23 protein-coding genes and 1 tRNA gene are annotated in these 25,668 nt (G+C 33.1%); 5 read left to right on the plus strand and 19 right to left on the minus strand.

Features of this window, described 5'->3' with window-relative positions; all coding sequences use genetic code 11:
- Nucleotides 1-12: 12 nt before the first annotated feature.
- The 5 genes from ACTDJC_RS10040 to ACTDJC_RS10060 form a co-directional block, all read right to left on the minus strand.
- Nucleotides 13-813, minus strand: coding sequence for an ABC transporter permease (locus tag ACTDJC_RS10040; protein WP_098310928.1), 801 nt, complete (start codon nt 811-813; stop codon nt 13-15).
- 6 nt (nt 814-819) lie between these two features.
- A complete protein-coding gene (locus ACTDJC_RS10045) occupies nt 820-1,665 on the minus strand; it encodes an ABC transporter permease (protein WP_098310929.1) in 846 nt (281 codons plus the stop codon).
- Nucleotides 1,662-2,645, minus strand: coding sequence for an ABC transporter ATP-binding protein (locus ACTDJC_RS10050; RefSeq protein ID WP_440603276.1), 984 nt, complete (start codon nt 2,643-2,645; stop codon nt 1,662-1,664). Before ACTDJC_RS10050 ends, ACTDJC_RS10045 begins: the two co-directional genes overlap by 4 nt.
- Before the next feature lie 302 nt (nt 2,646-2,947).
- On the minus strand, nt 2,948-4,315 hold the full coding sequence (locus tag ACTDJC_RS10055; RefSeq protein ID WP_440603277.1) for an aldehyde dehydrogenase: 1,368 nt from the start codon (nt 4,313-4,315) through the stop codon (nt 2,948-2,950).
- Between the two features lie 465 nt (nt 4,316-4,780).
- Nucleotides 4,781-7,171, minus strand: coding sequence for an immune inhibitor A domain-containing protein (locus ACTDJC_RS10060; protein WP_440603278.1), 2,391 nt, complete (start codon nt 7,169-7,171; stop codon nt 4,781-4,783).
- Nucleotides 7,172-7,523: 352 nt separating this feature from the next.
- Here ACTDJC_RS10060 and ACTDJC_RS10065 point away from each other — a divergent pair, with 352 nt between their 5' ends.
- Nucleotides 7,524-7,655: an anti-repressor SinI family protein gene (locus ACTDJC_RS10065; RefSeq protein WP_253629016.1), complete on the plus strand. Its 132-nt coding sequence runs from the start codon at nt 7,524-7,526 to the stop codon at nt 7,653-7,655.
- Between the two features lie 84 nt (nt 7,656-7,739).
- Nucleotides 7,740-8,063 (plus strand): helix-turn-helix domain-containing protein, encoded by a 324-nt coding sequence (locus ACTDJC_RS10070; RefSeq protein ID WP_098310934.1) that lies wholly within the window; start codon nt 7,740-7,742, stop codon nt 8,061-8,063.
- A gap of 101 nt (nt 8,064-8,164) precedes the next feature.
- Here the strand turns inward: ACTDJC_RS10070 and ACTDJC_RS10075 are convergent, their stop codons facing one another.
- From ACTDJC_RS10075 to ACTDJC_RS10095, 5 genes are all read right to left on the minus strand, one after another.
- Nucleotides 8,165-8,758 (minus strand): CalY family protein, encoded by a 594-nt coding sequence (locus ACTDJC_RS10075; protein WP_098310935.1) that lies wholly within the window; start codon nt 8,756-8,758, stop codon nt 8,165-8,167.
- Between the two features lie 508 nt (nt 8,759-9,266).
- Nucleotides 9,267-10,037 carry a DUF4047 domain-containing protein gene (locus ACTDJC_RS10080; RefSeq protein WP_440603279.1) on the minus strand — a complete coding sequence of 257 codons (771 nt, stop codon included), beginning with the start codon at nt 10,035-10,037 and terminating at the stop codon, nt 9,267-9,269.
- 287 nt (nt 10,038-10,324) lie between these two features.
- Nucleotides 10,325-10,897 (minus strand): signal peptidase I SipW, encoded by a 573-nt coding sequence (sipW, locus tag ACTDJC_RS10085; RefSeq protein ID WP_098310937.1) that lies wholly within the window; start codon nt 10,895-10,897, stop codon nt 10,325-10,327.
- A 145-nt stretch (nt 10,898-11,042) separates the two neighbouring features.
- Nucleotides 11,043-12,278 carry a D-alanyl-D-alanine carboxypeptidase family protein gene (locus ACTDJC_RS10090; RefSeq protein ID WP_440603280.1) on the minus strand — a complete coding sequence of 412 codons (1,236 nt, stop codon included), beginning with the start codon at nt 12,276-12,278 and terminating at the stop codon, nt 11,043-11,045.
- A 135-nt stretch (nt 12,279-12,413) separates the two neighbouring features.
- Nucleotides 12,414-12,632 (minus strand): hypothetical protein, encoded by a 219-nt coding sequence (locus ACTDJC_RS10095; protein ID WP_440603281.1) that lies wholly within the window; start codon nt 12,630-12,632, stop codon nt 12,414-12,416.
- Nucleotides 12,633-12,832: 200 nt separating this feature from the next.
- Here ACTDJC_RS10095 and ACTDJC_RS10100 point away from each other — a divergent pair.
- Both ACTDJC_RS10100 and ACTDJC_RS10105 read left to right on the plus strand, forming a co-directional pair.
- A tRNA-Val gene (locus ACTDJC_RS10100) sits at nt 12,833-12,905 on the plus strand.
- Nucleotides 12,906-13,072: 167 nt separating this feature from the next.
- Entirely contained in the window at nt 13,073-14,098 is a 1,026-nt protein-coding gene (locus ACTDJC_RS10105; RefSeq protein ID WP_440603282.1) for a tyrosine-type recombinase/integrase, read from the plus strand.
- A gap of 193 nt (nt 14,099-14,291) precedes the next feature.
- Here ACTDJC_RS10105 and ACTDJC_RS10110 read toward each other — a convergent pair whose 3' ends face one another.
- The 8 genes from ACTDJC_RS10110 to ACTDJC_RS10145 all read right to left on the minus strand — a co-directional run bounded on the left by ACTDJC_RS10110 (nt 14,292) and on the right by ACTDJC_RS10145 (nt 21,427).
- Nucleotides 14,292-14,942 carry a Shedu anti-phage system protein SduA domain-containing protein gene (locus ACTDJC_RS10110; protein ID WP_440603283.1) on the minus strand — a complete coding sequence of 217 codons (651 nt, stop codon included), beginning with the start codon at nt 14,940-14,942 and terminating at the stop codon, nt 14,292-14,294.
- Complete coding sequence (locus tag ACTDJC_RS10115) at nt 14,939-15,253, minus strand: hypothetical protein (RefSeq protein WP_440603284.1); 315 nt, start codon at nt 15,251-15,253, stop codon at nt 14,939-14,941. Before ACTDJC_RS10115 ends, ACTDJC_RS10110 begins: the two co-directional genes overlap by 4 nt.
- A gap of 522 nt (nt 15,254-15,775) precedes the next feature.
- Nucleotides 15,776-16,447, minus strand: coding sequence for a hypothetical protein (locus tag ACTDJC_RS10120; protein ID WP_440603285.1), 672 nt, complete (start codon nt 16,445-16,447; stop codon nt 15,776-15,778).
- Complete coding sequence (locus ACTDJC_RS10125; RefSeq protein WP_440603286.1) at nt 16,444-16,830, minus strand: hypothetical protein; 387 nt, start codon at nt 16,828-16,830, stop codon at nt 16,444-16,446. Before ACTDJC_RS10125 ends, ACTDJC_RS10120 begins: the two co-directional genes overlap by 4 nt.
- Nucleotides 16,805-17,704, minus strand: a complete 900-nt coding sequence (locus ACTDJC_RS10130) for a ParA family protein (RefSeq protein ID WP_440603287.1) — start codon at nt 17,702-17,704, stop codon at nt 16,805-16,807. Before ACTDJC_RS10130 ends, ACTDJC_RS10125 begins: the two co-directional genes overlap by 26 nt.
- A gap of 438 nt (nt 17,705-18,142) precedes the next feature.
- Nucleotides 18,143-18,952, minus strand: coding sequence for a hypothetical protein (locus tag ACTDJC_RS10135; RefSeq protein ID WP_440603288.1), 810 nt, complete (start codon nt 18,950-18,952; stop codon nt 18,143-18,145).
- Between the two features lie 439 nt (nt 18,953-19,391).
- Nucleotides 19,392-20,615, minus strand: coding sequence for a hypothetical protein (locus ACTDJC_RS10140; protein ID WP_440603289.1), 1,224 nt, complete (start codon nt 20,613-20,615; stop codon nt 19,392-19,394).
- Nucleotides 20,616-20,845: 230 nt separating this feature from the next.
- Entirely contained in the window at nt 20,846-21,427 is a 582-nt protein-coding gene (locus ACTDJC_RS10145; protein WP_440603290.1) for a recombinase family protein, read from the minus strand.
- A gap of 258 nt (nt 21,428-21,685) precedes the next feature.
- Here ACTDJC_RS10145 and ACTDJC_RS10150 point away from each other — a divergent pair, with 258 nt between their 5' ends.
- Nucleotides 21,686-22,858, plus strand: a complete 1,173-nt coding sequence (locus tag ACTDJC_RS10150; protein ID WP_440603291.1) for a hypothetical protein — start codon at nt 21,686-21,688, stop codon at nt 22,856-22,858.
- Between the two features lie 555 nt (nt 22,859-23,413).
- Here the strand turns inward: ACTDJC_RS10150 and ACTDJC_RS10155 are convergent.
- Nucleotides 23,414-25,342 (minus strand): hypothetical protein, encoded by a 1,929-nt coding sequence (locus tag ACTDJC_RS10155; RefSeq protein ID WP_440603292.1) that lies wholly within the window; start codon nt 25,340-25,342, stop codon nt 23,414-23,416.
- Between the last annotated feature and the right edge of the window lie 326 nt (nt 25,343-25,668).

Consider the following 25,668-nt stretch of genomic DNA (forward strand, 5'->3'; position numbering starts at 1 on the left):
TTCGTTCATCTATTATAATGGCAAATGGCCTCCTGAATTTTCTTCTCCATCCGCACCTTTTTTACGGAACATTTCAGAAGCAATCATTAATCCAACAATCACAACAATCAAAATTGTAGAAAGCGCATTGATTTCTGGCGTTACACCATGTTTTACCATACTGTAAATATACAGCGGTAATGTTGTTGATCCTGGTCCTGATACGAAGAAGCTAATAACGAAATCATCAATAGATAATGTAAATGTTAATAATGCCGCTGAAATAATACCTGGTGTGAGTCCTGGTAGCGTCACATAACGAAACGTTTGCCACGGAGTCGCACCTAAATCATTCGCCGCTTCTTCTAAATCACGTCCCATACCTGAAAGTCGTGCCGATAAAATAATAACAACAAATGAAACACTAAATGTAATATGAGCAATAATAATTGTCATTTTCCCAAGTTCAATCCCAAGCTGACTAAACAAAATTAGAAGTGATAATCCCATTAAAATATCTGGAATTAAAATTGGTAAATATACAAGTCCGTTAATTGCACCTTCAAAACGATATTTATAACGATGCAGAGCAACTGCAAACAAAACACCAAGCAGCGTGGAAACAATTGTCGTAACAACAGCAATTGTTAAACTGTTTACAAACGCATCCAGTACATCCTGTTTTTGAAATAAATCTGTATACCAATGAAGTGTAAAGCCTTGCCACTCCGCATTAATACGCGAGTCATTAAACGAATACACCATGAGTACCATCATTGGTAAATAAAGAAACAATAAAATCAACCAAGAATAGGTGACTAAAAACTTTTTCATATTCGTTTATTCCCCTCCGTTTCCATAGTTATATACTTTCGTAGCACGATAATATAAATAAATTAACAGAACGGAGAATAACACAACAATGATAGATAATGCTGATCCAAACGGCCAATCACGTGCACCTAAAAACTGATTTTGAATAACATTTCCGATTAATGCAACTTTCGAACCACCCATGATATCTGATACAACGAACATACCAATAGATGACACAAATACTAAAATCGAACCCGTCGCTATCCCTGACATCGTCATTGGAATTGTTACATGCCAAAACGCTTTAAGCGGTGTGGCTCCTAGATCGTATGCAGCTTCTAATTTTCTCTTATCAAGCTGTGCAATTGCTGCATATACAGGTAAAATCATAAACGGTAATAGTGAATATACCATTCCTAAAATAACAGATGGCGTATTATATAATAAATTTAAAGGTTCACTAATAACACCTAACTTCATCAATACTGTATTAACAAGTCCTTGTGAACGTAAAATAATAATCCAAGCATACGAACGTATTAAAAAGTTAATCCAAAACGGAATTGTTGCAAGAAGTAGTAAAATAGATTGCCATTTACGATCCACAATTGTTATCGTATAAGCAAATGGATATCCAATCAATAAACAAAGTACTGTTGTAATAACCGCAATTTTCACTGTTTCCCATAACGTCTCCATATAGAGCGGATCAAACACACGTCTCATATTCTCTAACGTAAAGCTCATCTCAACTGTCCCATACGCCCCGCGCTGCATAAATGCAAAAGCTAATACAAACAAGAGAGGGACTAAGAAGAAGGCACACAACCAAATAGCTGTAGGTAATGCAAGTAATTTTCCTTTTTTCAATTTAAGGTCACCTCATCCGCTTGCTCCCAGCCTACATATACATTATCACCAATGTCCCACTGCATTACTTCTTCTGCACTTTGATATGCCATCCATAGTTCTGCCGTCTTCTCATCGCGAATATATAATTTCTCCATATTTCCAACAAATTCAATATCTTCAATATGACCAAGGTGGTATCCAGGGACAGCTTGCTCTTCCACCGAACGTACTTTTACATGTTCTGGACGTACTGCCACATAAGTTTCCCCTGTTTGAATAATATTGTTTTCCCCAATAAATTTTGCAACGAACAGCGTTTTTGGTTTATGATAAATTTCTTTTGGTGTTCCGATTTGTTCAATGTGACCTTTGTTCATAACCACGATGCGATCGCTCATGCTCATCGCTTCTTCTTGATCATGCGTCACATAAATGAACGTAATACCAAGATTACGTTGTAAGTTTTTCAATTCACGTTGCAAATCTTTTCTAAGCTTAAAGTCTAGCGCTCCTAGTGGCTCATCTAATAACAACACACGAGGATTATTTACAATTGCACGCGCAATCGCCACACGCTGCTGTTGCCCACCAGAAAGTTTAGCCGGCTTACGATTACGGAATTCTGTTAACTGTGTTAAACGCATCGCTTCCTCAGCACGCTCTTTTTGTTCTGCTTCAGCAACCTTTTGCATCTTCAGTCCAAAACGAATATTTTTCTCAACGGTCATATGCGGGAATAGCGCATAATGCTGGAATACTAAATTCATATGACGTTTATAAGGAGGCAAGTCATTAATCTTTTCTTCATCAAGTGCAATCGTACCTTTTGTTGGTGTCTCAAAGCCAGCAATCATACGAAGTAACGTTGTTTTCCCACAACCACTCGGACCAAGAATTGTTACAAACTCTCCTTCTTTAATATCTAAAGAAAGCGGTGGAATAATAACTTGGTCCCCAAAATATTTTTCTACTGCTTCGACCTTAATAATATTTTTCATTTCCTCATCCTATCTATCTCATATTTTTATATCAATCTAAACAAAAAATCATGTTTTATACCACGCTAACAGACAGTAAAAATTTGAATAGTTACAGAGGTTTCACTCTATGTAGTATGTTTTATTCCGCTATTCATGTGCCATAAGCCTCCACCTCAAAATTCCGAGGAATCAAAAAATAGATGTGGAGAACCCCTATCAATAAAAATTTCACTTTATATGATACACACCCTGAATAGAAAAACCCCTTCAATTATGAAGGGGTTTTATCATACAGCTACGCTAACTGATAAATACCATCACTATTTTAACAATTTTCGGATGAATTTTAAAGCACTTTTTGTAGAAGAATAGCGGATTTTCATGTCAAACACTGTCGATTGAGATAAAATACTTTTATAATGCGAAAAGGTTTGAAAGCTGGACTCTCCATGATAACTACCCAATCCGCTTGGACCAACACCACCAAATGGTAAATATGGAGTCGCTAAATGATACACAGTGTCATTAATACAACCACCTCCATAAGAAATGGATTGCGTCACTTGCTTTTGTATATCTCGTTCCTCAGCAAAAACATATAATGCTAATGGCTTCGGATGACGTTGAACAGTTGCAATAACATCTTCTATATGTTCATATTCTAACAGTGGTAAGATTGGCCCAAAAATCTCATCTTCCATTACTGCATGATTCCACGTCACACCTGTAAGCACTGTAGGTTCAATAAGTAGTTTATCATTATCATAATTACCGCCTATCACAGCCTTCCCATCTTCCAAAAATGAACACAATCTTTCAAAATGACGCTGACTCACAATACGAACATATTTTTCATTTTGCAAAGGCTGCTCTCCGTATTGTTCACGCACAGCCTTTCTCATTTCTTCTATAAACGGTTCTTTAATAGAGGAATGAACATATACATAATCCGGCGCAACACACGTTTGTCCTGCATTTAAAAATTTCCCCCATACAATCCGACGCGCTGCAACATCAAGCTTTGCATCTTTATGAACAATACAAGGGCTTTTGCCACCAAGTTCAAGTGTAAGAGGTGTTAATTGTTTTGCAGCTGCCTCCATAACAATTTTCCCAACTCCGACACTCCCGGTAAAAAAAATATAATCAAACGGCTCCTTTAATAAAGCTGTACTCGTCTCAACGCCACCCTCCACTACAGCGACAAGCTCTGACGGGAATAGTTCCGTTAACATTTTCGCAATAATCTTAGAGACATTTGGTGTTAACTCTGAAGGCTTTAATACAACTGTGTTTCCGGCTGCCAGTGCTCCAATTAACGGGGCAAGCGCAAGTTGAAACGGATAATTCCACGGGGCAATCACCAACGTTACACCATAGGGCTCAGGAATAATTTTTCCCTTCGATCCAATATGAGTCATTGCTGTTTTAGCACGCCTCGGTTTACTCCACTTCGAAAGATTCTTTGTCATAAACGAAATTTCTTTTAGCGTATACCCAATCTCTGTTGTATACGATTCATGCTCTGATTTATTTAAATCAAGCTTTAGCGCTTGAAAAATTTCAGACTCATAACGCTGAATACTTGCATATAGCGCTTGTAGCTGTTTCTTTCTCTCATCGATTGCTCTTGTTTTTCCGCTATAAAAGTACGTTTTTTGTCGTTCTATAATTGATGCAATCTCCATAAATATTCACCTCTCTATTTCATCATACACCAGAATAGATTCTTGTTTCTTCCTATTTAAATTAAAACTTCTATGAGTGATTTTTGCATTCTCGACTAATGAAAAGCTCGCATCAATCAAGCGCATGCTAGTAGTTATCCCCCACCTAGCTTCTTTGCTTCTCTCTGAATCTTGAGGTGGGGGTCTTACTGCCCACGAATAGCGGGATAAAGTGAAACTTCCATCAGTGGGGGTTTTCTTCATCCCCCACTGATGGTTAGTTGAACCAATCGGGCTTTTACGGGCAGTTATCCTCCACCTAGCTTCTTTGCTTCTCTCTGAATCTTGAGGTGGAGGTCCTACTGCCCGTTAATGCGGGATAAAACGATATGTAGAATTTAATTATATATTACTTAACAAATGACTTGAAACATATTTGCCCATGAAAAAAGCTGTTGAAAGGAATCCCTTTCAACAGCTTCTCCATTATTTGCGGTATACGCGAATTGCACCTGCAGAATTATCGTCTGCTTGTCCAACTACTTCAAACTTCAGTCCAAGCTGCGGCACTTTACGTCCTGCATCTGGAAGTAAAGTGTTCATATACGCTTTAGAATCATCAAACTTCGTTACGCCTGGTAACCCTTTGTAATCAAATGTTCCGCGTGTTGGAGATACGACTTTCCAAGCCGGAGTTTGATTAAATGAGAACGCAGCATCTGCAATTTGGTATCGTGTGCTATTCGCAACACTTGGTTTACCGTTTAATGTTCCAACAATTGCTTCTGGATGAGAGTCAACTACACCAAGGAATCCTTCACCTGGGTGAACACCGACCCAGTTATCTGTAAAGCTAGAGTCTGCATACCATACAACAAGACCTGTATTGTACACTGGGCCGCGGCCATATTGTAATGATTCATCTGCACCAGCATAGTTTCTCCACTCTAAATAGTAGTTATGTGGCTTTTTCTCAAAACCGTTTGATACGACGAAGCCGTTTAATTTAAATTGTGGTGTACCTTCTGCATCATCAGAGAATACAACCTTGCCATCTACAGTTAATGTAGCATTGTCTAACGTAAAGCCATTTGGAGCTAAACCACCATCTGTAATATATTCGAATACTAATTTGACTTTTTTGCCTTTAAATTGGCTTAAATCGTATGACTTATCTACCCAGTTACCGTCAGTTGTATCCATGCCGCCTTTAACATTCTCGTCACCGATTTTGTCAATTAACGTTTTTGCTCCATCTTCCGTTACTGCATGTACTTCAAGGAAATCATAATCAGCTTCAACTTCATACAATGATTTGTAATCAAATTTCGCATTTGTTGCATTTGTTAAATCAAATACTGGCGTTTCTAATGTTGTATGAAGATCATCGCCTTTTGTACTATAGTAGTATTTTTGACCAAATGCAGGCTGAATACCTTTTACATCTTTATCTGGTAAATTTACACGAATCAAGCCAGGACGAGCTGATTTCGTTACACTTTGATCTAAGTATGTTGCAAAACCAATCCCTTTATTTAACTTATCATAATCTACTTCAACGATATTTGCCCAGTTACCGCCAATGTTCTTTTGAAAGAACTCCTTATTTTGCGGAGAGAAACTTGTTGGTGCTGTGCCTGCAATGTTACCAGCCCAGCTGCCTCCACTCATAATAGACCAAGCTTGAATCGGCTCACCTGCTCCAGTATATTGTGTGTCATACTCATCCGGTAGACCTAAATCATGACCATATTCATGTGCGAATACACCAACTGCTCCGTCTTCCGGCTCAATTGTGTAATCAAATGCTGCCATCTTACCGCCCCAATATGGAACCTTTGCTTGTGTACCTTCAACTGCATATGGTTTTGGTCCAATCGTCCAGCGATGAGACCAGATTGCATTGTCACCTAGTTTACCTCCACCAGCTTCTTGTCCTACACCAGCATGAAGTACCATTAAATGGTCAACAAGTCCATCTGGTTCATTTTTATTGCCGTCACCATCAATATCATATTGATCAAACTCATCGTAGTCAGCTAAGTTTACACCACTATCCACTGCCGCTTTTAATGCATCTTTTACAAGATCACGCGGCCCTAGAGGAGCTTTATTATCGTGCCCACTACCAGCATCATCACCATAATCAGCAGCTTTCCCTGGAACGGTTAACCAATTTGTTACTGTTCCGTCTACTGTATAGCTGCCGCCTGATTGCTCTTCATAGTACTTCTTAAATGTTTCAATTTTTGAACCATCGAATAATGTAAACGGCTCATCACCAAATAACATTTTTTCATAGTGTTCTTTATTAAAGTCGTTTGAGTACATATAACCAGGCTCTTGATCAATGTTGTTATGCTTAAAGTCAGCATATTCTACAAGTAATACAAGAACTTTATCTTTGCGAACAGGTCCGTTATATTCTTTTTGTTTTGCTGAAGTAGTTGGTACTTTACCGTTTAGTCCCGTTTTACCAACAGCTTGTCCAGCTACCGGACCGCCGACATGTTCATTTGCCTTTTCTTTTGTGTCGGACTTTTCATCTTTAACTTTTTTCAGAAAGTCAGAAGCTTCTTTCGTAACACTATCCCCCGCTGCTGGTTCTTTTCCAGGTTTTTCACCTTTTTTCTTTTCTACATATTTTTCAACAGCTTTTAACGTGTCTTCTTTCGACGCAGAGTCGCTAATGACACCACGTTTTTTCAACGCTTCTGCTAGGCGCTCCTCTGGAACTAAATGATCGTCGATTGGACTAGAAGTTGCTTCATTAGACGGCGTTGCCGCATAAACAGATTGGCTTCCAAACCCAAATGTGCAACTAAGCACAGCTGCCGCCGCAAGCGTAGACAGCACCTTAAAAGGTTTTTTCTTCATCCCTATTTCCTCCCTAAACTCAAATATGTACTAATATTTTGATAATATTAAAAATTCAATCTCTTTACAATATATTGTCTTAATTTGTAATATTCTTGAAAAAATCCTTCATTTTATATAAATATATATATAAATTTATTTATGTTTTCGGAAAATATTGATAAATTACAATAAACATATTAAAATTCTATATAGAATCACAAAATTCAGTTATTTTTTTACAAAACTTAAAATTACGACCAAATTTTACATTCTTCGACATAATTATATTTTTTAAGATTACAGTAGTGTTAATTACATTTTTTATATCCATATCTTCATATAAAGATTAACCATTAAGGGGAGATCATGCTTGCAAACAAATAAAAAGGAAATACTAGATCAAGAGTGGATCGATTTACTGCTGGAAGCTTTAGATATGAATATTAACACTCAAGAAATTAAAAATTTTTTAAAACTGGCGAATCAAGAATCACATAACTAATCATCATTGTTCTTTTTAAAGAAAAATGTGTTATAATAAATTACATCTTATGTCGACTACATACAGTAAGAAAGGTGCGCTAACATGATTGGAGAACGTATAAAACGACTGCGACTACAAAGAGGTATTTCCTTAACAGAACTTGCTGAAAAAGCAGGCGTTGCAAAATCATACATTAGCTCTATCGAACGAAACTTACAAAAAAATCCTTCAATTCAATTTCTCGAAAAAATTTCCAACGTTCTGCATGTTTCTGTTGATGTTCTTCTTCATGACGAGCCTACAGAAGAACACGCAATGGACTCAGAATGGATAAATCTTGTTAAAGAAGCCATGCATTCTGGTGTTTCAAAAGAACAATTCCGCGAATTTTTAGAGTTTAATAAGTGGAAACAGCAACAAAAATAATATTATGTAAGAAGAAGTGCTTTCTATGAAGGCACTCTTTTTTTTATTTGTACTACAAAAACTACAAAAGCGGGGAAAGGCCCCCGCTTTTGTTATATCACTTATTTTTCTTCGCCTTCAGTTTGTGAAGCGTTGAATGTCCAGTTTAGTTTCAGTTTATCACCTTGGAATTTATTTTGATCTTGACCATTATCAACAAATTCAAATTCTACCCATAAGTAATCTTCAGATTTTGGAGCAAGTCCGCCTTCCTCAGCCCACTCTGGTGCGAATACGTCTTTACCTACTGCATCGGGGTTTTCTTTCTGTAATTCCGCTAATGTTTTAGAATAGATTGGCTCACTTTGTTTATCCCAGTTCCAGAAGAAGTTTACACGAATATGTTCACCCAGGTCTTCCCCATTGTTATCACCTTTCGCATCTAACACTTCGTATTTAGTTGCTAATTGCACATCTTTAATTGTTAAGGAACCTTTATTTTTCAATACAAATTCTCGCTTCATTGTATCGCCTGGTTTTAAATCCTTTACATCAACCAATACTTTCGGATTAACATTAAGATCTAATGTACCATTCGCAAATGTATTGTTTGTTTCTGCTTTATCACTAAAGAATGCAAACGTTCCTCCACCAATTAAAGATAACCCTAATGCTGCTGATGCTACTCCCATGCCTAACTTTTTCTTAATACCCATTCTAAGTTCCCCCAATTTTCTTTTTATTGTTAGCTCTTATGAAGATAAGAGATATAACTAGTTGAATAATTGCTTCGTCTCGACATGATTTTTGTAAATATACTTCCTCTTTCTCTCTATGTATGTTCCTTAATAAACCTACTTATGGTTCATTATAAAGAACAATAAGTACATAAATAAAATCGCAAAAACTTCTAAATTTTCTGTTTTTATATTATTTTTTTCTATATTTCTTTCCTTTTCAGCATTTTTCTTACAAATTCTCTTTTTTTCATACATATATGATATTTCCTACAAGAAAGGGTAAGGCACCTCTTATTTAATGTAGCAAATAAGAGGTGCCTTACCCTTTCTCTTTATGATCGTTTCTCTCGCTTTTGGTATACAAATAATCCAATAAGCATCATTCCGATTCAAATTGTATTCATAATATATATCCCAAAATCCTCTTGCAATATATTTTTTATATTAGTCTCTATTTATGTAGAAAATATAACCGAAGTATGCATTACTGCTTCGTTTCCACAGCAGTTGATGCTTCTTGCTTTACTTCTTCTTTACTTTTCTCAGATTGTGTAGGTGCTAAATCGTCTTCTTGAATTTGTTTTTGTTGTTCTACATCTGCATTATTTTCCTGTTTTTTCTCTTCTTGTTTTGAAGATTGTTGTTCTGGCTGAGAAGAAGCTTTAGGTTGTACAGGCGTTTGTTTCTTTGCTTCGTTTGTTTGCTTCATTTTTTCTTCATTGATTTGTTTTTCTAATACTTGAATGTGTTCATCGACTTTTTGTAAAACCGCTTGTTTGTCAATATCATTACGAATACTTTGAATTTGTGTAAAACCAGCTTGTACATATTTTAATACTTCTTGTGCTGATTCTCTGTTATTTACCTTTATATCTTCTACTACTTCGTTATAATATGATTCAATCTCAGTATAAATACTTTGCACCGCTGTTATTTCTGCCTTGATTACCTCACGATGTTGTTTCCATCTAGCAAGCTTATTTTCTAATTCTGCAACAGTTCCCTTTGAGTTTACTGCACTATTTATCACATTGTACTGAGTGAAAATAGCGTCCTTATGCTTCTTTGCTTCCTCTGTTAATTTTTCAATAGTTTTCGGAAAAACAATTGCGACTGAGAGGTCCGATTGTACTGTTTGTTGATTTGAAAAAGATGCTTCCGTATATGTCACTACTTGAGAACCCATATAAAAGGCTACAGAACATATACACGGTAATATGAGCATTTTTCTTACTTTCTTTGAAAATTTTTTCATAACCACATCTCCCATTGTACACATTTAAGTTCTTTATAAAAAATTTTTTATTATAATGAAAATCTCAATAAAGAAAACCTAAGTAAGAACCAAAATGCTATATTCATGAAGAAATTTTTAGCATATTTTATATAAAACTATCGAAAAAAAAATTGGCGTTCCTATATATATCGAACTCTACAACCCTTTATATAGAACGAGACTATCTCATAAAGATAGCCTTCTCGTTTATTTCTTACTTATCTGTTCCATCAGTGGAGGATACCCCCACTGATGAAAGTTTCACTTTATACAGATTGTCCTGCATCAGAAGACTTGCTTTTCTTCTCAGAGTCTATGCTACGTATTGCTCCAAAAATAGAAACTGCAGAGTACCCTAGTAATAAGACACCTGGAATTATTAATAATAATGCTGCTCCTGCTTTAGAATTTGCATAGCTTAGTAGATAACCAACATATGGGACAGTAATATCTGCATATTTTCCAACTACGTTTTCAGCAGGAACTGGCTGTAAATCTGGACCATTGTTGTTATCCCCTTTTGTTTCATAGAACACTTTTCCATCTATATTTTGCACATCAATAATGCGGTGAGTAATCAGCTTGTTATCTTCTTTAAATGTGATGACATCACCTTTTTTATATTTTGAACCGTCTTTTGTTGGTTCAATTGCAATAATAGATCCTGTTAAAAATGTAGGTTCCATCGATCCTGATAGTACTGTCTTAAATTGATATCCCATCACTGTTGGAGCGCCGCCACTTGCCTTCGATGAAATCGCTACAAACGCTAAGCAAACCATAATAGTAAACAAAACAAACGAAATGATATTACTAAAAATTTTCCAAACTAATTTCATGTGTCTCGCTCCCTTCCTTAGTCTCTATGCGAACGGAAGTAAAAATATTCAAATTTATCATTCTTTTCGAAGAACTCATAATTATATTATAACGAACATTAAAGAACCGCAATAAAAAAAATAGGCAAAATTTGTTTGCCTATTTTTACTGAGACACTGTCCGCTTTTTTTTACGCTTCCAAAGAAATATTCCAATACTAATGACAGTAAGAATCCCTGCACCAATTCCAACCGCTAGTACATATGAAGGAATTGAATTTGTTATTTTACTTTTTGACGGCTCCTCAAATGCAACATCTTCTTTCGAAAGAACCTTTACACTTTCTAACGTTTCATTATTTTTTTTAATATCTACCGTCCCAACAACATCGCCGCGGTGAAGACCCGTTTTATATAATTGTGCTTCATCAATAGGATTTTCCTTAAAAACAGCTTGTACATTTTTGGCTTCACCTTGCTTTAATACAAGTTCAACGCTTCGTTCTAATTCACCATCTACTGATTTATTCAAGTAAGGCATTTCCTTTGTCCAATTGTTTTTATCAAGCACTTGTTGTTTTGCAAATTGGGGAAAAGCATAATCAGCAATTTGCCTCATATCTTCATAAATTTCTGGCTTTTGTGAAGCCATTACGACATTAATAATACGATTTCCATCTTTTTCATTTATTTCTACAAGTGTATTATGAGCTTCATTTGTAAAACCTGTTTTCCCGCCAATACAATTTGGATTTTCAAAATATCTTCCTTTATTAAAAATAGAAACCGTTTGCCTTGACGTTGTAACAGTTGTTCTCTTCGTATTCATTGCCGACATAATTTCTGGATACTTCATCGCACCTCTTGTAATCATTGCCATATCATAAGGTGTTGTATAATGATTTGGATCATGTAAACCATTTGGTGTGACAAAATGACTGTCCTTTGCACCTAATTCCAGCGCCTTCTCGTTCATCATCTTCGCAAAATTTTCTGTACTTCCTGCAACATGCTCAGCAATCGCATACGCCATATCATTTGCGCTCAACACCATTAAAATCATAAGTGCAGTATCTCGATCTACTGTCTCTCCTGGTTGAAATTCAATTTGATAATTACTTTTTTCTTGTTCCAGAGCTGTGGGAGAAAATGCAATTCTCTCTCCTGGCTTCACATGCTCCATCAATAAAATACTTGTTAATATTTTCGTTATACTAGCTGGATAAGCATGCTGATACGCGTTTTTATCATACAAAACATCACCTGTCTTCGCATCAATAGAAACCGCATACTGTCCAAACACATTTGGCGCTGGTGGAGTTCCTGCATAAAATTTAGCGGGGGCAATAAAAAATAAACCGCTTGCAATAATTAAAGCCAAAATTTTCTTTAAATTACCCATACAACTCTCCTTTTTTTCTCTCTTTATATCTACATATTAAAATCATAATAAATTAATATATATTTTTCACTCACTATCCTTCACTATATCATAACTTTATAAAAAAACACAGAACAGCATAAAAAGAAGGAGGAACTACTCCTCCTCATCTTCAAATAAATCTATAAAAATTTTTTTAGCCTCCTCTTCTGTTATCTCTTCTGTTAACCCTAAAAATGCCCAGCCCTTTGATTCTACCCATTCTATCAACTCATCTACAAACTCATCATGAGATATATCTACATCAAGAACTGCTCCATTAATAGAAATCGTTCTATATCTTGGTACAAACATCTTAAAATTTTTTCTTACCATATATACCCCTTCATTTAATATATTTTTATACGAAATGTTATTTGTTCCTTTGTATAATATATTAATAGAATAGTAGAAAGTTAACCCTCATTACGCCTTTAAATATCTAAAAATTTAAAATAATTACATATATTACTTGATTTTACTATAAGACTATCATACAATTAATTGCATACTAGTTTATTACATATAAATCCCCTGATCCCGTAGCTCAGCAGGGAGAGCGCCACCTTGACAGGGTGGAGGTCGCTGGTTCGAACCCAGTCGGGATCATAGTTGCTTATGAGACCGTATTCTACAAGGGTTTGTAGGTGTTAATGTTTTATACTTTACACACCAAAAATCACCCTAGTGTTGCGGTCATTTACTTTTCAGGGTGCAAGTCATTCATGTCTTCTTATACGGTAAACCAAATTGCCGATATAGGGAGGTATTTTATTTTGTCTAGAACAGGAAAAAGAGGAAAAGCCAAGTTAGGTCGTACAAATATTGAAATTACACAGGTTGAAACTTACACATTCCAAGAGTTATTTAACATTTATATGTTTGCAAAAGAAGCAGAAGGTCTCGCAAGAAGAACCCTTGAAAATAAGAAGGGATATTTCTTAGTATTTCACCGATATTTAGAAGAATATCATGAAGATGTAACACCTAATACACTTGATACAAATACTATTAGAGAGTTTTTATATTACTTGAAGAATGACCACATTAAGCATAAAAATAACCATTGTGTTAAGGAAAAATATAAATCCGTTGGTGTCTCCGTTTCTTATATAAATACTATCATGAAACATATGAGAGCATTCTACAACTTTCTCGTTGAAGAGGATTATGTACATTTAAACCCTTTTACGAAAATTAAGTCATTAAAAGAAGCACAAGATAATATAGAAGCATTATCCGTTGATCAATTAAAAACTTTACTTAAACAGCCAAATCAACGAACATACGCAGGATTTAGGGACTATGTATTAATGATGTTACTTGCTGATACGGGTATGCGAATTAGTGAAGCGTTAGACCTTCAACAAGAGGATATTGACTTTAAAACGAATGTGATTGAATTAAAAGGTACTAATACCAAAAACCGTAAAACTCGATATGTACCTATTTCCCAAAAGACTAGTAAGCTACTGCGTGAATTAGTAGTTGAAATTGAGGAATTTGATACCCTGCATATATTTGCTACTGTTTATGGAAATACCGTTGATCCTACACGATTTAGACAGAGATTAAAAACATATGGTAATAATGCAGGAATTAAAGGAGTAAGAGTCTCTCCTCACACTTTTAGACATACATTTGCAAAGTATTATCTACTTAATAATGGTGATGTGATGACCCTCCAAAAGATATTAGGGCATTCATCAATTGAGATGGTTAGAAAATATATTAATATGACAAGTAAAGACATTGTAGCTCAGCACAATAAGCACAGTCCAATTAACAATCTCCAAAACTAGAAAAAGGGTGAACGTTATGTTACCCTTTTTCTATAATTATCTTTTATCTTCTCCGATATTTACCTATGTACAGATACAAATTAAAAGTAACATCCACGCTTTTTATGTAAACTAATGGACATAGTATCAAAAATCTAACTAAACGATAAAATTATGTAACAATTCAACCTTAGATATTTTTATATTCAAATTTTCATTCTACTTCTTTTTGCGTAGCAAGTGATTTAAGCGATTCCACATAACCCTTTAATGCTTCATAAAGATCATCATAAGTCATACATTTTATATACTTTGTAGCAATTGCAGTGTTTTTCCTTCTCCAAATTAATCTCTTTTTCTCTTTTTCAGCTAAGAAGCGTTTTCTACCAATTATCAACAAACCATGGTACTCTAAACTTTCATCACTAGGAGATTCAAAAAAGAGTTCTCGCTCCTCTGATGACATTATACCTATTCGCCAAAACCAATCAACGATTTGACTATACCCCTCTTCAAAGCGACTTGCCCACACTTTAGTAGCTTTATTTTTTTTTTTGTAAAAGATACTATTTTCTTTAGCATCTTCAAATTCAACTAAAAGATATTGATTTTTTTTTGAGTCACCCACTACCAAATCACACCTAAAATCACCATGAATAGGAAACTCATATGCGAATGAATACTTATCAAAATAACCAAGATTTGCAACTGTTCCAATCATACATGAAAGAATAATATGTTTCCTAAAAAACGGAAGAATGTCATCCTCCTCATCTAACTCCTCTTTTTCCAAGAATACTCTAAATGCTTCTAATTCTTGTTGAGCTGTCGAAAGATTAAAAGTGCTCACATCAAATTCCTTCATTCATCTCTCCCTCTTTCTTGAAAACTATCGATTATACTCCCACGTTGAATTAGTGTTCTTATATACATTTTTTGAGTCTCCATATCTAAACTAAACAAAACCTTAAAATCTTTATCTATTCTATAAAGATACTCAAATTTATTTTTAGATGGTAGACGCTTTAAGATTGCTACACCTTCTTGTTTTTCTATCTCCATGTAAGTAGAAGCCGTCTTGAAATTGTTTAATTTATCGAAAATTTTCTCTTTCTCATCAGTAGTCAATGATTCTAATACTGCGTCAAAATGAGCCTCAAAAATAATTTCAATCATTCAATCACATCCCGTCTTTATTTGGATCAATTCATTTATTTTAAGAAATAGTATTTTCAAAACTTACTAACCACTATATACTCTTATATGGCTGTTAGATAAAATGCAACCTTTCCTTCCCTATTTAAAGTTCAAGCCAACTAACATAAAATACTTGCATCAGACCTCAAAAAACATCTTACTACTACACAGAAAGTATCCCCATAAAAATCCAGATTATAAATAAGTGTTTATTATTTTTAATATCAAATATGGTATTTAACTCCGATTGCAGGAGTATTAGTGCTCAACACTTTTTTATACAAAAGACTTTTATAAATGGTGATAACGTGCCCCCATTATAAATAAAATAGACACCCTTTTTAAGTGCCTATAGTGCTTAATGAAAGTAGAAGCAACTTTCTTTCGTACATATTCCAGGTATGAACATTTATTATTTAGTTAAGAAGATATTATTGATTTATGTATTCTTTTTTAATTTAACCTTTAATCAAATAAAATAATGATTTATTGTCACAAATATTAAAGAAGTTCACTATCTATTAGTTTCTGAATTGTCATTTCTTGAAGATTATCGTTTAAATTCAATTTAGTTGCTAAACCTAACTCTACTGTTCTAAACGCTATTAAAAAACAGTCTTCAATAAATATATCCTTAATCAAAATAACTTTTTCATTCGTATAGTTTATTATCTCTGTATCTGCTCTCATTAATTCTCTAAAATTAAATAAGTCCGTTTCGGTAGGAAGGGTGTGGTGTAGCAATTCAGAATAATTGGCATACAAATCATTTAATTCTTCTTGTTTTACTACTAAACCTTCTAAGCGTTCTTTCATTTTCCTTTTTTCATGTTTTCTAATCGAACTTTCAGCTAGCTGAGGACGGTTTAAACCATATAAAATTCTATACAGTTTTTCAACTAACAACCTCAGTATTACATCAACTAAGTATTTATCGTTTAGAGTTATTATTAAAAGTAATCTACTTCCATAACTTTTAAATTCTTTAATTAAGTTATAATAATTTTTACCCTGCATTTCTTCTCTATCAAAAGCATTACAAAGCACGAAAATGTCATTTATTGTTAAGTACAACTCTTTTAATTCATCTTGTTCGCTTAATCTTTGAAAAAAACTTGGAGTCTGTTCTTGTAAATAATCTAAATAATTATTAAAAATCCAGTCATTGTTCATTTTTGCTTCTCACTTTGATTTCTAGAATATTTGTTTATAATTTTAGTAACACTTGTTGAATCATAATTAATTAGTCCCTTACTAATTAGTAACTCCTCTACATATTCTTTAAACATTTTAACATTATACTGTAATACATCATTTTCAGCGTCTTCTATTTCTCTTATTAATCTAGCCAATAATGCTGTTCTACTAATATATAAATAATCTTTAACCTTTTTTTTCACCTTAAATTTATCTACTAGTTCCTTAACATCTTTATTTTTATTAAACACTTCTCTTGATAGAATTGTAGGAATTAGTACTGAGTAAAAATCCATTTTTATTTGCTCAGGATTTTGCTTATAATCCAAAGTTTTAATATTCTTCCACAAGAGCTTCATTTTCTATCACTCCAATTCTACCAATTATCTCATCACATATAGCAGTGATCATCTCGTTAAGTCTTTCATCATTTCTATCTACTATAGTTTTCTCGAATGGAGAAGTAGAAAGTTTATGGGACTCAAAAAATTTACTATTAAATATATGAACATCATTTTCTAAAACTATATCTGCAAATTCTAATCCTTCTATGTACTCTTGTTGCTTTGGTTTTCTACTTAAATCTACTCTAGTCCATATAACCCCTAAATTCTTCGGTTGAAAATATTTAAAAATACCATTCCTTTGATTATGAACAATATCTTTAACAACTCTCTCTAATAAGTCTACACCTAATACGGAATACGCATCAGGGACTGCAGGAACTAAATAATAATCACTCACATAAAATGACATTTCTGTATATACAGAATACGTTGGAGGACAATCTAAAAATATATAGTCATACTCTCTTTTCAATTTATTATCAATAATGTAATCCATTAACTTATTTGGGGTACTTGAATTTTGTTGTCTTTGCAAAAATATAGTCTCTAGTTCACCTGGAATTATGTCCAAGTTGTCTGACAATTCCAGAATTACATGTTTTTTAGCCAAACCCACCATGTCTTGCTTAAATATATTATCAACAGAACACTTATAATCTACTTCTCCACCTTCTTTAAAGAAAGTTGTTTCTTTGCCAAATCTCTCTAACAAAGATTGTGTTAAATTAGATTGCGGGTCAATATCTATTAGTAAAACTTTTACAGGTTCTCCATTTTGGTGTTGATAACGTTCAGAAAGATATAACCCTACTTCTTTACAAAGAGTAGTCTTTCCTACTCCACCTTTCATATTTATAAAAGAAATTACTTTTGCATCTTTTTCCACACTAGCACCTCCATATTATTCCTCTTGATTATATATTAGAAAACAAACTTAAGCATTACATTATTAAAACCTTATATAACAAACAAAAAATTCTTTCTCATCAAAATTATTATATATATCGCGTAAGACATATTGACTACCTATTTTTACAAAACAAAACACATATATAAGTAACAGATAATCAGAAATCATAAACCTTTCTAGTTCAAAACTCTCTAGATTCACACGATAAAATTATGTCTAGTGACAAGTTTATCACTAAAATCACACGTAATATCTATTTAACATGGTTGCGAGGATGAAATACATAAAAATCCAATTTTATACAAAAAACCTAATTTTCGTGTGATTTTACATAAATTTCATGTTTTTAATTTATTTTCACCTACCTTCTATCACAAAACGCTGATGTAGCAGACTTTTTTGTAATAAAAGGGATTAAAAATTATTTATTTTATATTCACTATATCGATGAGTAAAATAATTTCCTTTTGCTGATTTAAAAGTTAATGAAAAGATTGGGTACAGGGCATTTTCTAGTTCCATTGAGGAAGAAAATGATTTTTCTCCTGAAGAGTCTTGATCAGTCTTCCCTTCTATTGGATTACCGTAGATGTCGGTTCCTGCCTTTACCGTATAGTATTGTAAATCCTCATATGTAAAATTTTGCACAGATGATAAATCCTTACCAGTTTCTTGTTTGTAGACATCGTTGATTTTCAAATAAATATTCTCATCAATTATGATTCCTGTTTTAATATAAACTAGTCTACTTTCTCCAGATTTTATTATAAATGGCATACTAGTAATTTTTCCATCTGCTTCTATAAAACCTTGATTCATTCTACTATATTGCATAGGATAACTAAAGCCCTTTTCAGGTGAGTCCTCAGCGACTTGTTTTAATTCATAATTAATCAAGGATATTGTATTATCACCTGTATTTGACAATAAAATACCAAACTCTAAGGTTATAAGCTTCCCTCGAAAAAAATTACTAAATGATAGGTTAGTATTACTCACAGGCGTAAATGAATTAATGGTGATTTCTTCTTTATCTTTTTTGAAATCCTGATAAACAGTCCATACAAATGTAAAAACTGATATAATTACTGCTAGAAGAGCATATGTTATTTCATTCTTACGCCACTTACTCTCCTGAGGTTGTTCAGTCTTTTCACTAAGAAAGTTTCTTTTAAATTCTTTTCTATCAATTCTTCTTGGATTTCTTCTATAAGATTTTCTCATTACAATAAAAAACCTCCAGCATAACTTTGTTTTACATGTTGATTTGAATGACCCGTATTCTTTACATATTCCCCCCCCAACATACATACTGCTATCTTTGGTAAAAAGCACCCGCACATATACAAAAGATACCCCTAAGGAGTACCTACGCTTCCCTCTCTATTACCTTTTCCAAAACAATTCGTTTCTCAAACCCACCTCATTCTTCCTTCTTACTTGCCTTAATACTTTTCACCTTATCCATATCAAGGTTAAATACCTTTGCTATGCCACTAATTACTCCTAATATATCAGCAAACTCCTCTTCTACCGATTTTCCTTAAAATCTTCAAGTTCTGCTATGTTTTGCATCTATATCTTTTAGAAAACTGTGTGCCATTCTTTCAATTAATGACTACTTTATATTAATACTTTTGTTTTTAATGTATTGACGAAGAATTTAGACAATAACTAAACCTAATGTTTCCTCTGTATAATACGCTTTCGGATAGTATGTGATTACATTATCAGATACACTTAACTCTCCCATCAATACTTCTTGAAGGATTGATTCAATGTTGTCATACTCGGTGTATTTGATTCTGATAAGCTTGATTTCTTTTTCCTCACAGTACTCATTTTTAATTTGGTCACGGAGTTGAGTTTCTTTAAAAGCTTCTTCTCCACCCCAATGTTCCATGGGTTTAAAATGTTGTTCTCCATCAAATTCAATGAGTAATATTTCTCCACGCAAAATGGTCTTGAAGTCAAATGGCAATGTGTTGATATGCTTACAATCTTCGAATCTATACTCTCTTTTAAATTCAATACCGTTGCTCTCTAAAATTTCAGCGATTCTTATTGAACCCTTGCTATTAATCTTAGAGCATAAAGGACATCTAGAATCATTATTGAGAAAATCATTAGGTCTGGGACTCCATGTAAATCCACATTTATTATGAATCATTTCAACGTTACCCAATGCTCTCTCATATTCTCCAATGACACTATACTCATTGCCAACTCTCTCAAATACTTCTTGTTTAAATTCTTCTGTAGTCCTCCTATGTTTTCCGTAGCAATGGTCGCATCTAGAACCTGCAAGGAAGTTACCTGCCTGTGGAAACCATGTATTTCCACAAACATTATGTCTTACCTCAATCTCAACCTTGTTGCTTTTATAAGTACCAAGTATAGTGTATTCATCTCCAAGCTTAGATTTTATTTCCGATACATAAGCTTCATGCGGCTTTCTGGTTCTGTCTCCATTTGTTTGATTACGACAATATTTACAAGAGCCACCTGTTTTAAGGAAGTATCTTACCGTTACATCATCTTCTTGATTACAAACAGTGTGAAGAACTTTTATCTTTGTTCTTTCGTTCTTATATTTGCTTAATAATACATACTCATCTCCAACTGCATCCTTAAACTCCTTAACAAATTCTTCGTGCGTCCTTCTCTTATCACTATTCTTGTTAATCTCTGCACACTTTGGACATCTTCTTCCACGAAGAAATACGTTTGGTGTAACTGGATATTCATGATTACAACATACTTCGCTATTATGTCTCATTTGTAGATGTAATGATGATTTAACATATGTTGTTAAAATTGTATATTCATTATCAGTAAGCTCTTTGACTTTCGCTACGAATTGCTCATGATTTCTGATTCTATCCATTGTAGTAATTCCCCTTTTAGAAAAGTAACCAAGAAGTTATGCATCCCTTGGTTACTTACCTATAATAAGTTAATAAAACCTCCTATGTAACATTAATTCCACATCTCTCTAGTCTTTCTTTTCTATTGTTATAAAGTTGTTTTAGAATATGTTTTTTCTTCAAATATCGTTCGATGCAACTTTTTATGATAAGTTTATGTATAACTAATATTTACCTGTGTTTATTTCATTTATTCCTGTTCTTTTACTGCCCTATAAAGAGTCGCCCTGCTTATCTTGGTTATCTGTTCAATCTCTTTAACAGTCATCTTATTGGTATCTCTATTATAGAATAACTCAAGGGCATACTGTAAACCTCTGTTATTCTCTGTATACTTCTTTGGTCTTCCTTTATAAACACCCCTTTGCTTGGCCTCTTCAATGCCCTCCAATTGTCTTTCCTTAATCATGTCGGCTTCAAATTCAGCTATACCAGATAGTACAGTAATCATTAACTTACCAATTGCTGTTCCTGTATCTATCTTATCTCCACCCATGTTCAAAACAATAAGGGAAACCCCTTTGCTGTTTAAGTATTCAATGGTGTTTAAAGCATCTTTTGTGCTTCTGGCAAACCTATCTAGCTTTGTAACAACAATGGTGTCACCTTCTTGGACTGTCTCAAGGAGTAGGTTGAATTGCTCTCTATCCTCTTTCTTTCTCCCACTGACCTTTTCTTTAAAGATGGTGTTACATCCTGCTTCTTGCAATTGTTTAATTTGTGCAGTTAAATTTTGACCTGCTGACGATACACGACCATACCCATACTTCATATCAATCCCACTCCCTATTTTGATACATGTATATGAGACGTTAATAACCTAAGTATATCAATCACCCTATAATGTATCAATAGGGTGTACTCAAATGATACATAATAGCAATCAAATTTGTTTTGTCATTTAAGTATAATTCCCTATCTTTTTATACTTAAATCTACCTTTCGTAATAATAAAACATCACTCACCATTATTTTACTTTTTTATACAGAATATGATAAAATTTAACTATCATATAATTGGAGGTAACTAATGAAAAATCACATTTTCCAAGTCGAAATAAACAGTCAATTAAATTCATCTCCTGCTCAATTTAAAGACTTAAAACATCTAATTAGAGAATCAGAATTAGATAAATTAATTGGTGAGACATTCCCTTTAAATAAGTTTAATTCAGAATCAAACTTATTAATTAATGGTTCTAAAGAGCTACTCTTGTACTTTGAAAAAGTTGATGAAGAAAAACTAGATATAGTTGAGGAATTAAAAAACATTGAGTATATTGGGCTTTCTGACGATCACGAGATAATTTTAAGATTTAATAATGAATTGTTTGATGAAGATTTTAACGCAACTGGAATTTATGATTTTTCATATGATTTTTTAGACAACGCTTTTAATATGGGGAAATTTTCAAAATTTTGTATCTCAAATTCTTATAACGATCTATTAAGAGAAAACATAACCCAATTAATCGAAAAATTACCTTCTCTAAAAAAACAATATAGATTAATAAAAAATAAAAATGAATGGTTTTTAAGAGGGTTAACCTCCACAAGATACAACAACTACGATAATCACCTTGCTATTTACCTAACATTAATCTCTCTTCATAAATATTCAAAAGAAAATCAAACATCATTTAATTTAGAAAAGGCTTACTTATCTGATTCAGAAATTAAGATATTTTTCAGTCAACAAAACCCAATAAAGATACCGAATTTAGGGGAAATTTACTTCGGAGTCTATGTTTCTAATAATGAGATAAAAGAGGGAGCATTCTCTCTAGAATTAAGATATACCGTAGTAAATGAACAAGGTAAAAGTTTTAGTGGTCTATCAAACTACGTATTCAATATAAATCATTCGACAGGTATCAGTAACGTTCAGGAAAAACTTTCTTTTTCAGATAGAATAAATGAATTAAAGGATATTAATATACAACATATAATGAGTATTAAAATGAATAAATTAAGCGATAATCAATTATTCATGATATTTAAGAAAATCCATTCTTCCACACAAAAACTAAGCAAAGAAGCTAGGGATAAGGCAAATGATTATTACAATTCTACCTTAGTCAATAATACCCTTACAATAATTGAGGCTTTTGATAAATTCAACGAAATTACAACAGATGTGGAAGAAAGAATTTACCTTGAAAGAATCTATAATGAGGTATTAAAGGAATTAAGTGACAATTAATTAAAAAACTTCATTCTTTAAGAAGATACTGAAAAAATTCATATAAAAAGAAAAAGAAGTTAATTACCTAATATATTTAGGACGTTAACTTCTTTTATCATCTTTATATTAACAAAAATTTTCAATACTTTAAAAAAACATAACTCCTTAAATAGCTTAATGTGAATAATTAAAAGAAAATATTAAAAATCACACGGTAACGCACAGTAAATCTTCTCAATTAACACTCTTTTTAGTAAAATCAAACGTAATACATTTTTAATATGAGTAAAAACGTAGTATATAAAAGTCCGTTTTTATACAGTTCCCCAATTTATAGATTGGGGAACTGTCAATAATTATTAAAGTTTATTATGTTTAAAATGCTCGATTAATATTAAGTTTCCACTTATTTGAGTTTATGTTATTTATGTTTTAACTTAAGGTTAATCCAAAATTTAAAATTTAGCTAACTTGAAAATGGTAGTCTTTGCTTAGTGCATTAATTAACACATTTTTACCAATTCAATAAATAAAAAGAGAATACCTTTACCGTGGTATCCTCTTCTCATATGTTCAAGTGGTGATTTTCTTTTGGTTAATAAGCATATCTATCCTTAATAAAAATTCTTCTTCCCAAGAAGTAACGAACAATCTATATATAAGACCACTCTTAGTATCTAATTCCTTTTTATATATATGTGTTACATCTTTAACGTACCCTTTCCCTTTACCATATCTGCTAATAACAGAACTCCAAAATGGACTACTATTAACCTTTGGACTTAAAATATGTTGTCCTAAATAATTCTTAGTCTTTTCACCAAGACTATCCTTAAACTCATTATACAATTTAATGATATTTTCTTCCCATAGGCTTAGCAAAGTGCGACAAGAACGACTAATGTTATATTGTTTCTGCGATGATATTAGGTGGACCACTTTTAATATTTCCTTCTCAAATATTGAATCAACAAATTGACCCATCACTGTATATCCAGATTGATAAACATTGCCATTGTACCATTCACCAAAAAGTTTATTTGTGGCATTAATAGTACTTGGATGCCAAGAAGCTATGCACTGTGTTAATAGTTCATTAAATTCTTCAACTTTTATAAAATTGTTATTTAGCTTTAATGACTCAATATTCCTTTTTATGACTTCTATATACTGCATATCACTCTTGGTTATGCGTCCATTTGTTAGCCTGTGGAAGTCTGCATTCACCTTATAAATATATTTAATCAAACCTTCTTCCCTTTTCCTTATAACACTAAAAATTGTATCAATGAAAGGGATCTTTTCCTGATTATAAACTTCTACACTGGAATTAGAAATCACTTTCCCCTTTACGAAGCAACCAAACGGATTATAAAATAATATATTTTCTTTATCAAAATCTAAGTTATGCAATTCTCTCCAAATAGCATTTCTTTTATGATTTATCCCTTCTTCCTCATCCTCAACTACTCCGTTATCTCCAATGGTATTCTCTGGCTGTCCTTCTTCCCAATTTACAAGCAATACTAAATTGGATTTATTGCTATGAGGTGGATTAACAATAACATTATCAATTAAACCTTTTGTATTATAAGTAATAGGATTATTAAACCCTCCAACAAAAACACAAATTGTATTTTTCTGTTTATTAAGGTAGTTATGTAAATCTTCTCTAGCTTCCCATCCTTTTGAATCAAGTCCTCTTGTATCAATAATGCTCTCTACTTTCGAAATAGCCTTATCATTAAGGACTGCACTATTTACATGTACGTTGATAACCTCGGGGATACTCATATCTTCACGTGCAACTCGATTTATTAATCCAAACTCCCTTCTAAGCCAATCTTTCTGTCCCTCCAAAGTTCCTTCACCACAATATACAATTTTTTCGGTCGTACGATGATTAAGATTAGCTCGAGTTACAATTTCCTCAATAAAATCACCAACAGTTTTAGAATCTGAAGCTAGTTTTATAATTTCATCTTCTGTTAATCTAATAAGGTTTCTCAGTCCTCTATTGTACTCTTCAGGTAAAGTAGAACTATTACCCTTATCCTCCTTTACTTCACTCCAATACGAATGACAAAGTATTTCTAATAAGCTGATTACCTTACTATTTTCCATTTTCTTAATTTCAATAAATGTTTCAGAATCTGGTACAATAACAACCTCACTCATTGTTGTACCACCAGACCCTGTCGTGAGTAATTCATTCACTTTCTTAACCTCATCCCCTAATAACTTTCTCTCTTTGGAACTTGGTTTACTGTAAGAAATCAAATCAAAGAGGTGAGATGCAAGGGTAGTTTTTCCATTTCCTTTCTCCCCAATGAAAACTATTTTATACTTTTCAACTTCCAATTGGCTTTTTGCTTCAGTAAGCGTCTCCACCATGTTGTTTAACTCATTAATAACATAAGGTTCTTCCTCTACCTTCACTTGTTCCAAGATTTCTAATTGGAGCTGTTCTATACCTTTTATCAATCCACTTTTATTCTCCAAGATCAAACACCTCCACTTCTAACTTATCTACGGTTAGCTAACTGCTTTACTTAAAATAATATGCAAATTCAATAATCTTATGAATCTCAAGGTGTGATATTTAACTTATATAATTAAATTCAGATATACTATAGACCTCAAAATAAATCGTAGTACGATCTGTTTTGCACATGTCAAAATAGTGTCCCTACACCTCATGCGGGGATAATTTCTACTTTGAGTGCAGGAGTGTTAGTGCTTCTACCCTATCCAATGAATATGCGGTTACAATTGGTCGAAAGCACCCCCCTAAATAAAAAAAGACACCCTTAAAGAGTGCCTACAAT

The sequence above is a fragment of the Bacillus sp. GB_SG_008 genome (assembly GCF_052038115.1).
In the GTDB taxonomy this organism is placed as follows: Bacteria; Bacillota; Bacilli; order Bacillales; family Bacillaceae_G; genus Bacillus_A; species Bacillus_A rhizoplanae.

Excerpts from the sequence above, each read along its gene's own strand:
- ACTDJC_RS10040 (WP_098310928.1), bottom strand. The coding sequence starts at position 813 with ATGAAAAAGTTTTTAGTCACCTATTCTTGGTTGATTTTATTGTTTCTT.
- ACTDJC_RS10050 (WP_440603276.1), bottom strand. The coding sequence starts at position 2,645 with ATGAAAAATATTATTAAGGTCGAAGCAGTAGAAAAATATTTTGGGGAC.
- ACTDJC_RS10055 (WP_440603277.1), bottom strand. The coding sequence starts at position 4,315 with ATGGAGATTGCATCAATTATAGAACGACAAAAAACGTACTTTTATAGC.
- ACTDJC_RS10060 (WP_440603278.1), bottom strand. The coding sequence starts at position 7,171 with ATGAAGAAAAAACCTTTTAAGGTGCTGTCTACGCTTGCGGCGGCAGCT.
- ACTDJC_RS10070 (WP_098310934.1), top strand. The coding sequence starts at position 7,740 with ATGATTGGAGAACGTATAAAACGACTGCGACTACAAAGAGGTATTTCC.
- ACTDJC_RS10075 (WP_098310935.1), bottom strand. The coding sequence starts at position 8,758 with ATGGGTATTAAGAAAAAGTTAGGCATGGGAGTAGCATCAGCAGCATTA.
- ACTDJC_RS10080 (WP_440603279.1), bottom strand. The coding sequence starts at position 10,037 with ATGAAAAAATTTTCAAAGAAAGTAAGAAAAATGCTCATATTACCGTGT.
- sipW (WP_098310937.1), bottom strand. The coding sequence starts at position 10,897 with ATGAAATTAGTTTGGAAAATTTTTAGTAATATCATTTCGTTTGTTTTG.
- ACTDJC_RS10090 (WP_440603280.1), bottom strand. The coding sequence starts at position 12,278 with ATGGGTAATTTAAAGAAAATTTTGGCTTTAATTATTGCAAGCGGTTTA.
- ACTDJC_RS10095 (WP_440603281.1), bottom strand. The coding sequence starts at position 12,632 with ATGGTAAGAAAAAATTTTAAGATGTTTGTACCAAGATATAGAACGATT.
- ACTDJC_RS10110 (WP_440603283.1), bottom strand. The coding sequence starts at position 14,942 with ATGAAGGAATTTGATGTGAGCACTTTTAATCTTTCGACAGCTCAACAA.
- ACTDJC_RS10115 (WP_440603284.1), bottom strand. The coding sequence starts at position 15,253 with ATGATTGAAATTATTTTTGAGGCTCATTTTGACGCAGTATTAGAATCA.
- ACTDJC_RS10120 (WP_440603285.1), bottom strand. The coding sequence starts at position 16,447 with ATGAACAATGACTGGATTTTTAATAATTATTTAGATTATTTACAAGAA.
- ACTDJC_RS10125 (WP_440603286.1), bottom strand. The coding sequence starts at position 16,830 with ATGAAGCTCTTGTGGAAGAATATTAAAACTTTGGATTATAAGCAAAAT.
- ACTDJC_RS10135 (WP_440603288.1), bottom strand. The coding sequence starts at position 18,952 with ATGAGAAAATCTTATAGAAGAAATCCAAGAAGAATTGATAGAAAAGAA.
- ACTDJC_RS10140 (WP_440603289.1), bottom strand. The coding sequence starts at position 20,615 with ATGGATAGAATCAGAAATCATGAGCAATTCGTAGCGAAAGTCAAAGAG.
- ACTDJC_RS10145 (WP_440603290.1), bottom strand. The coding sequence starts at position 21,427 with ATGAAGTATGGGTATGGTCGTGTATCGTCAGCAGGTCAAAATTTAACT.
- ACTDJC_RS10150 (WP_440603291.1), top strand. The coding sequence starts at position 21,686 with ATGAAAAATCACATTTTCCAAGTCGAAATAAACAGTCAATTAAATTCA.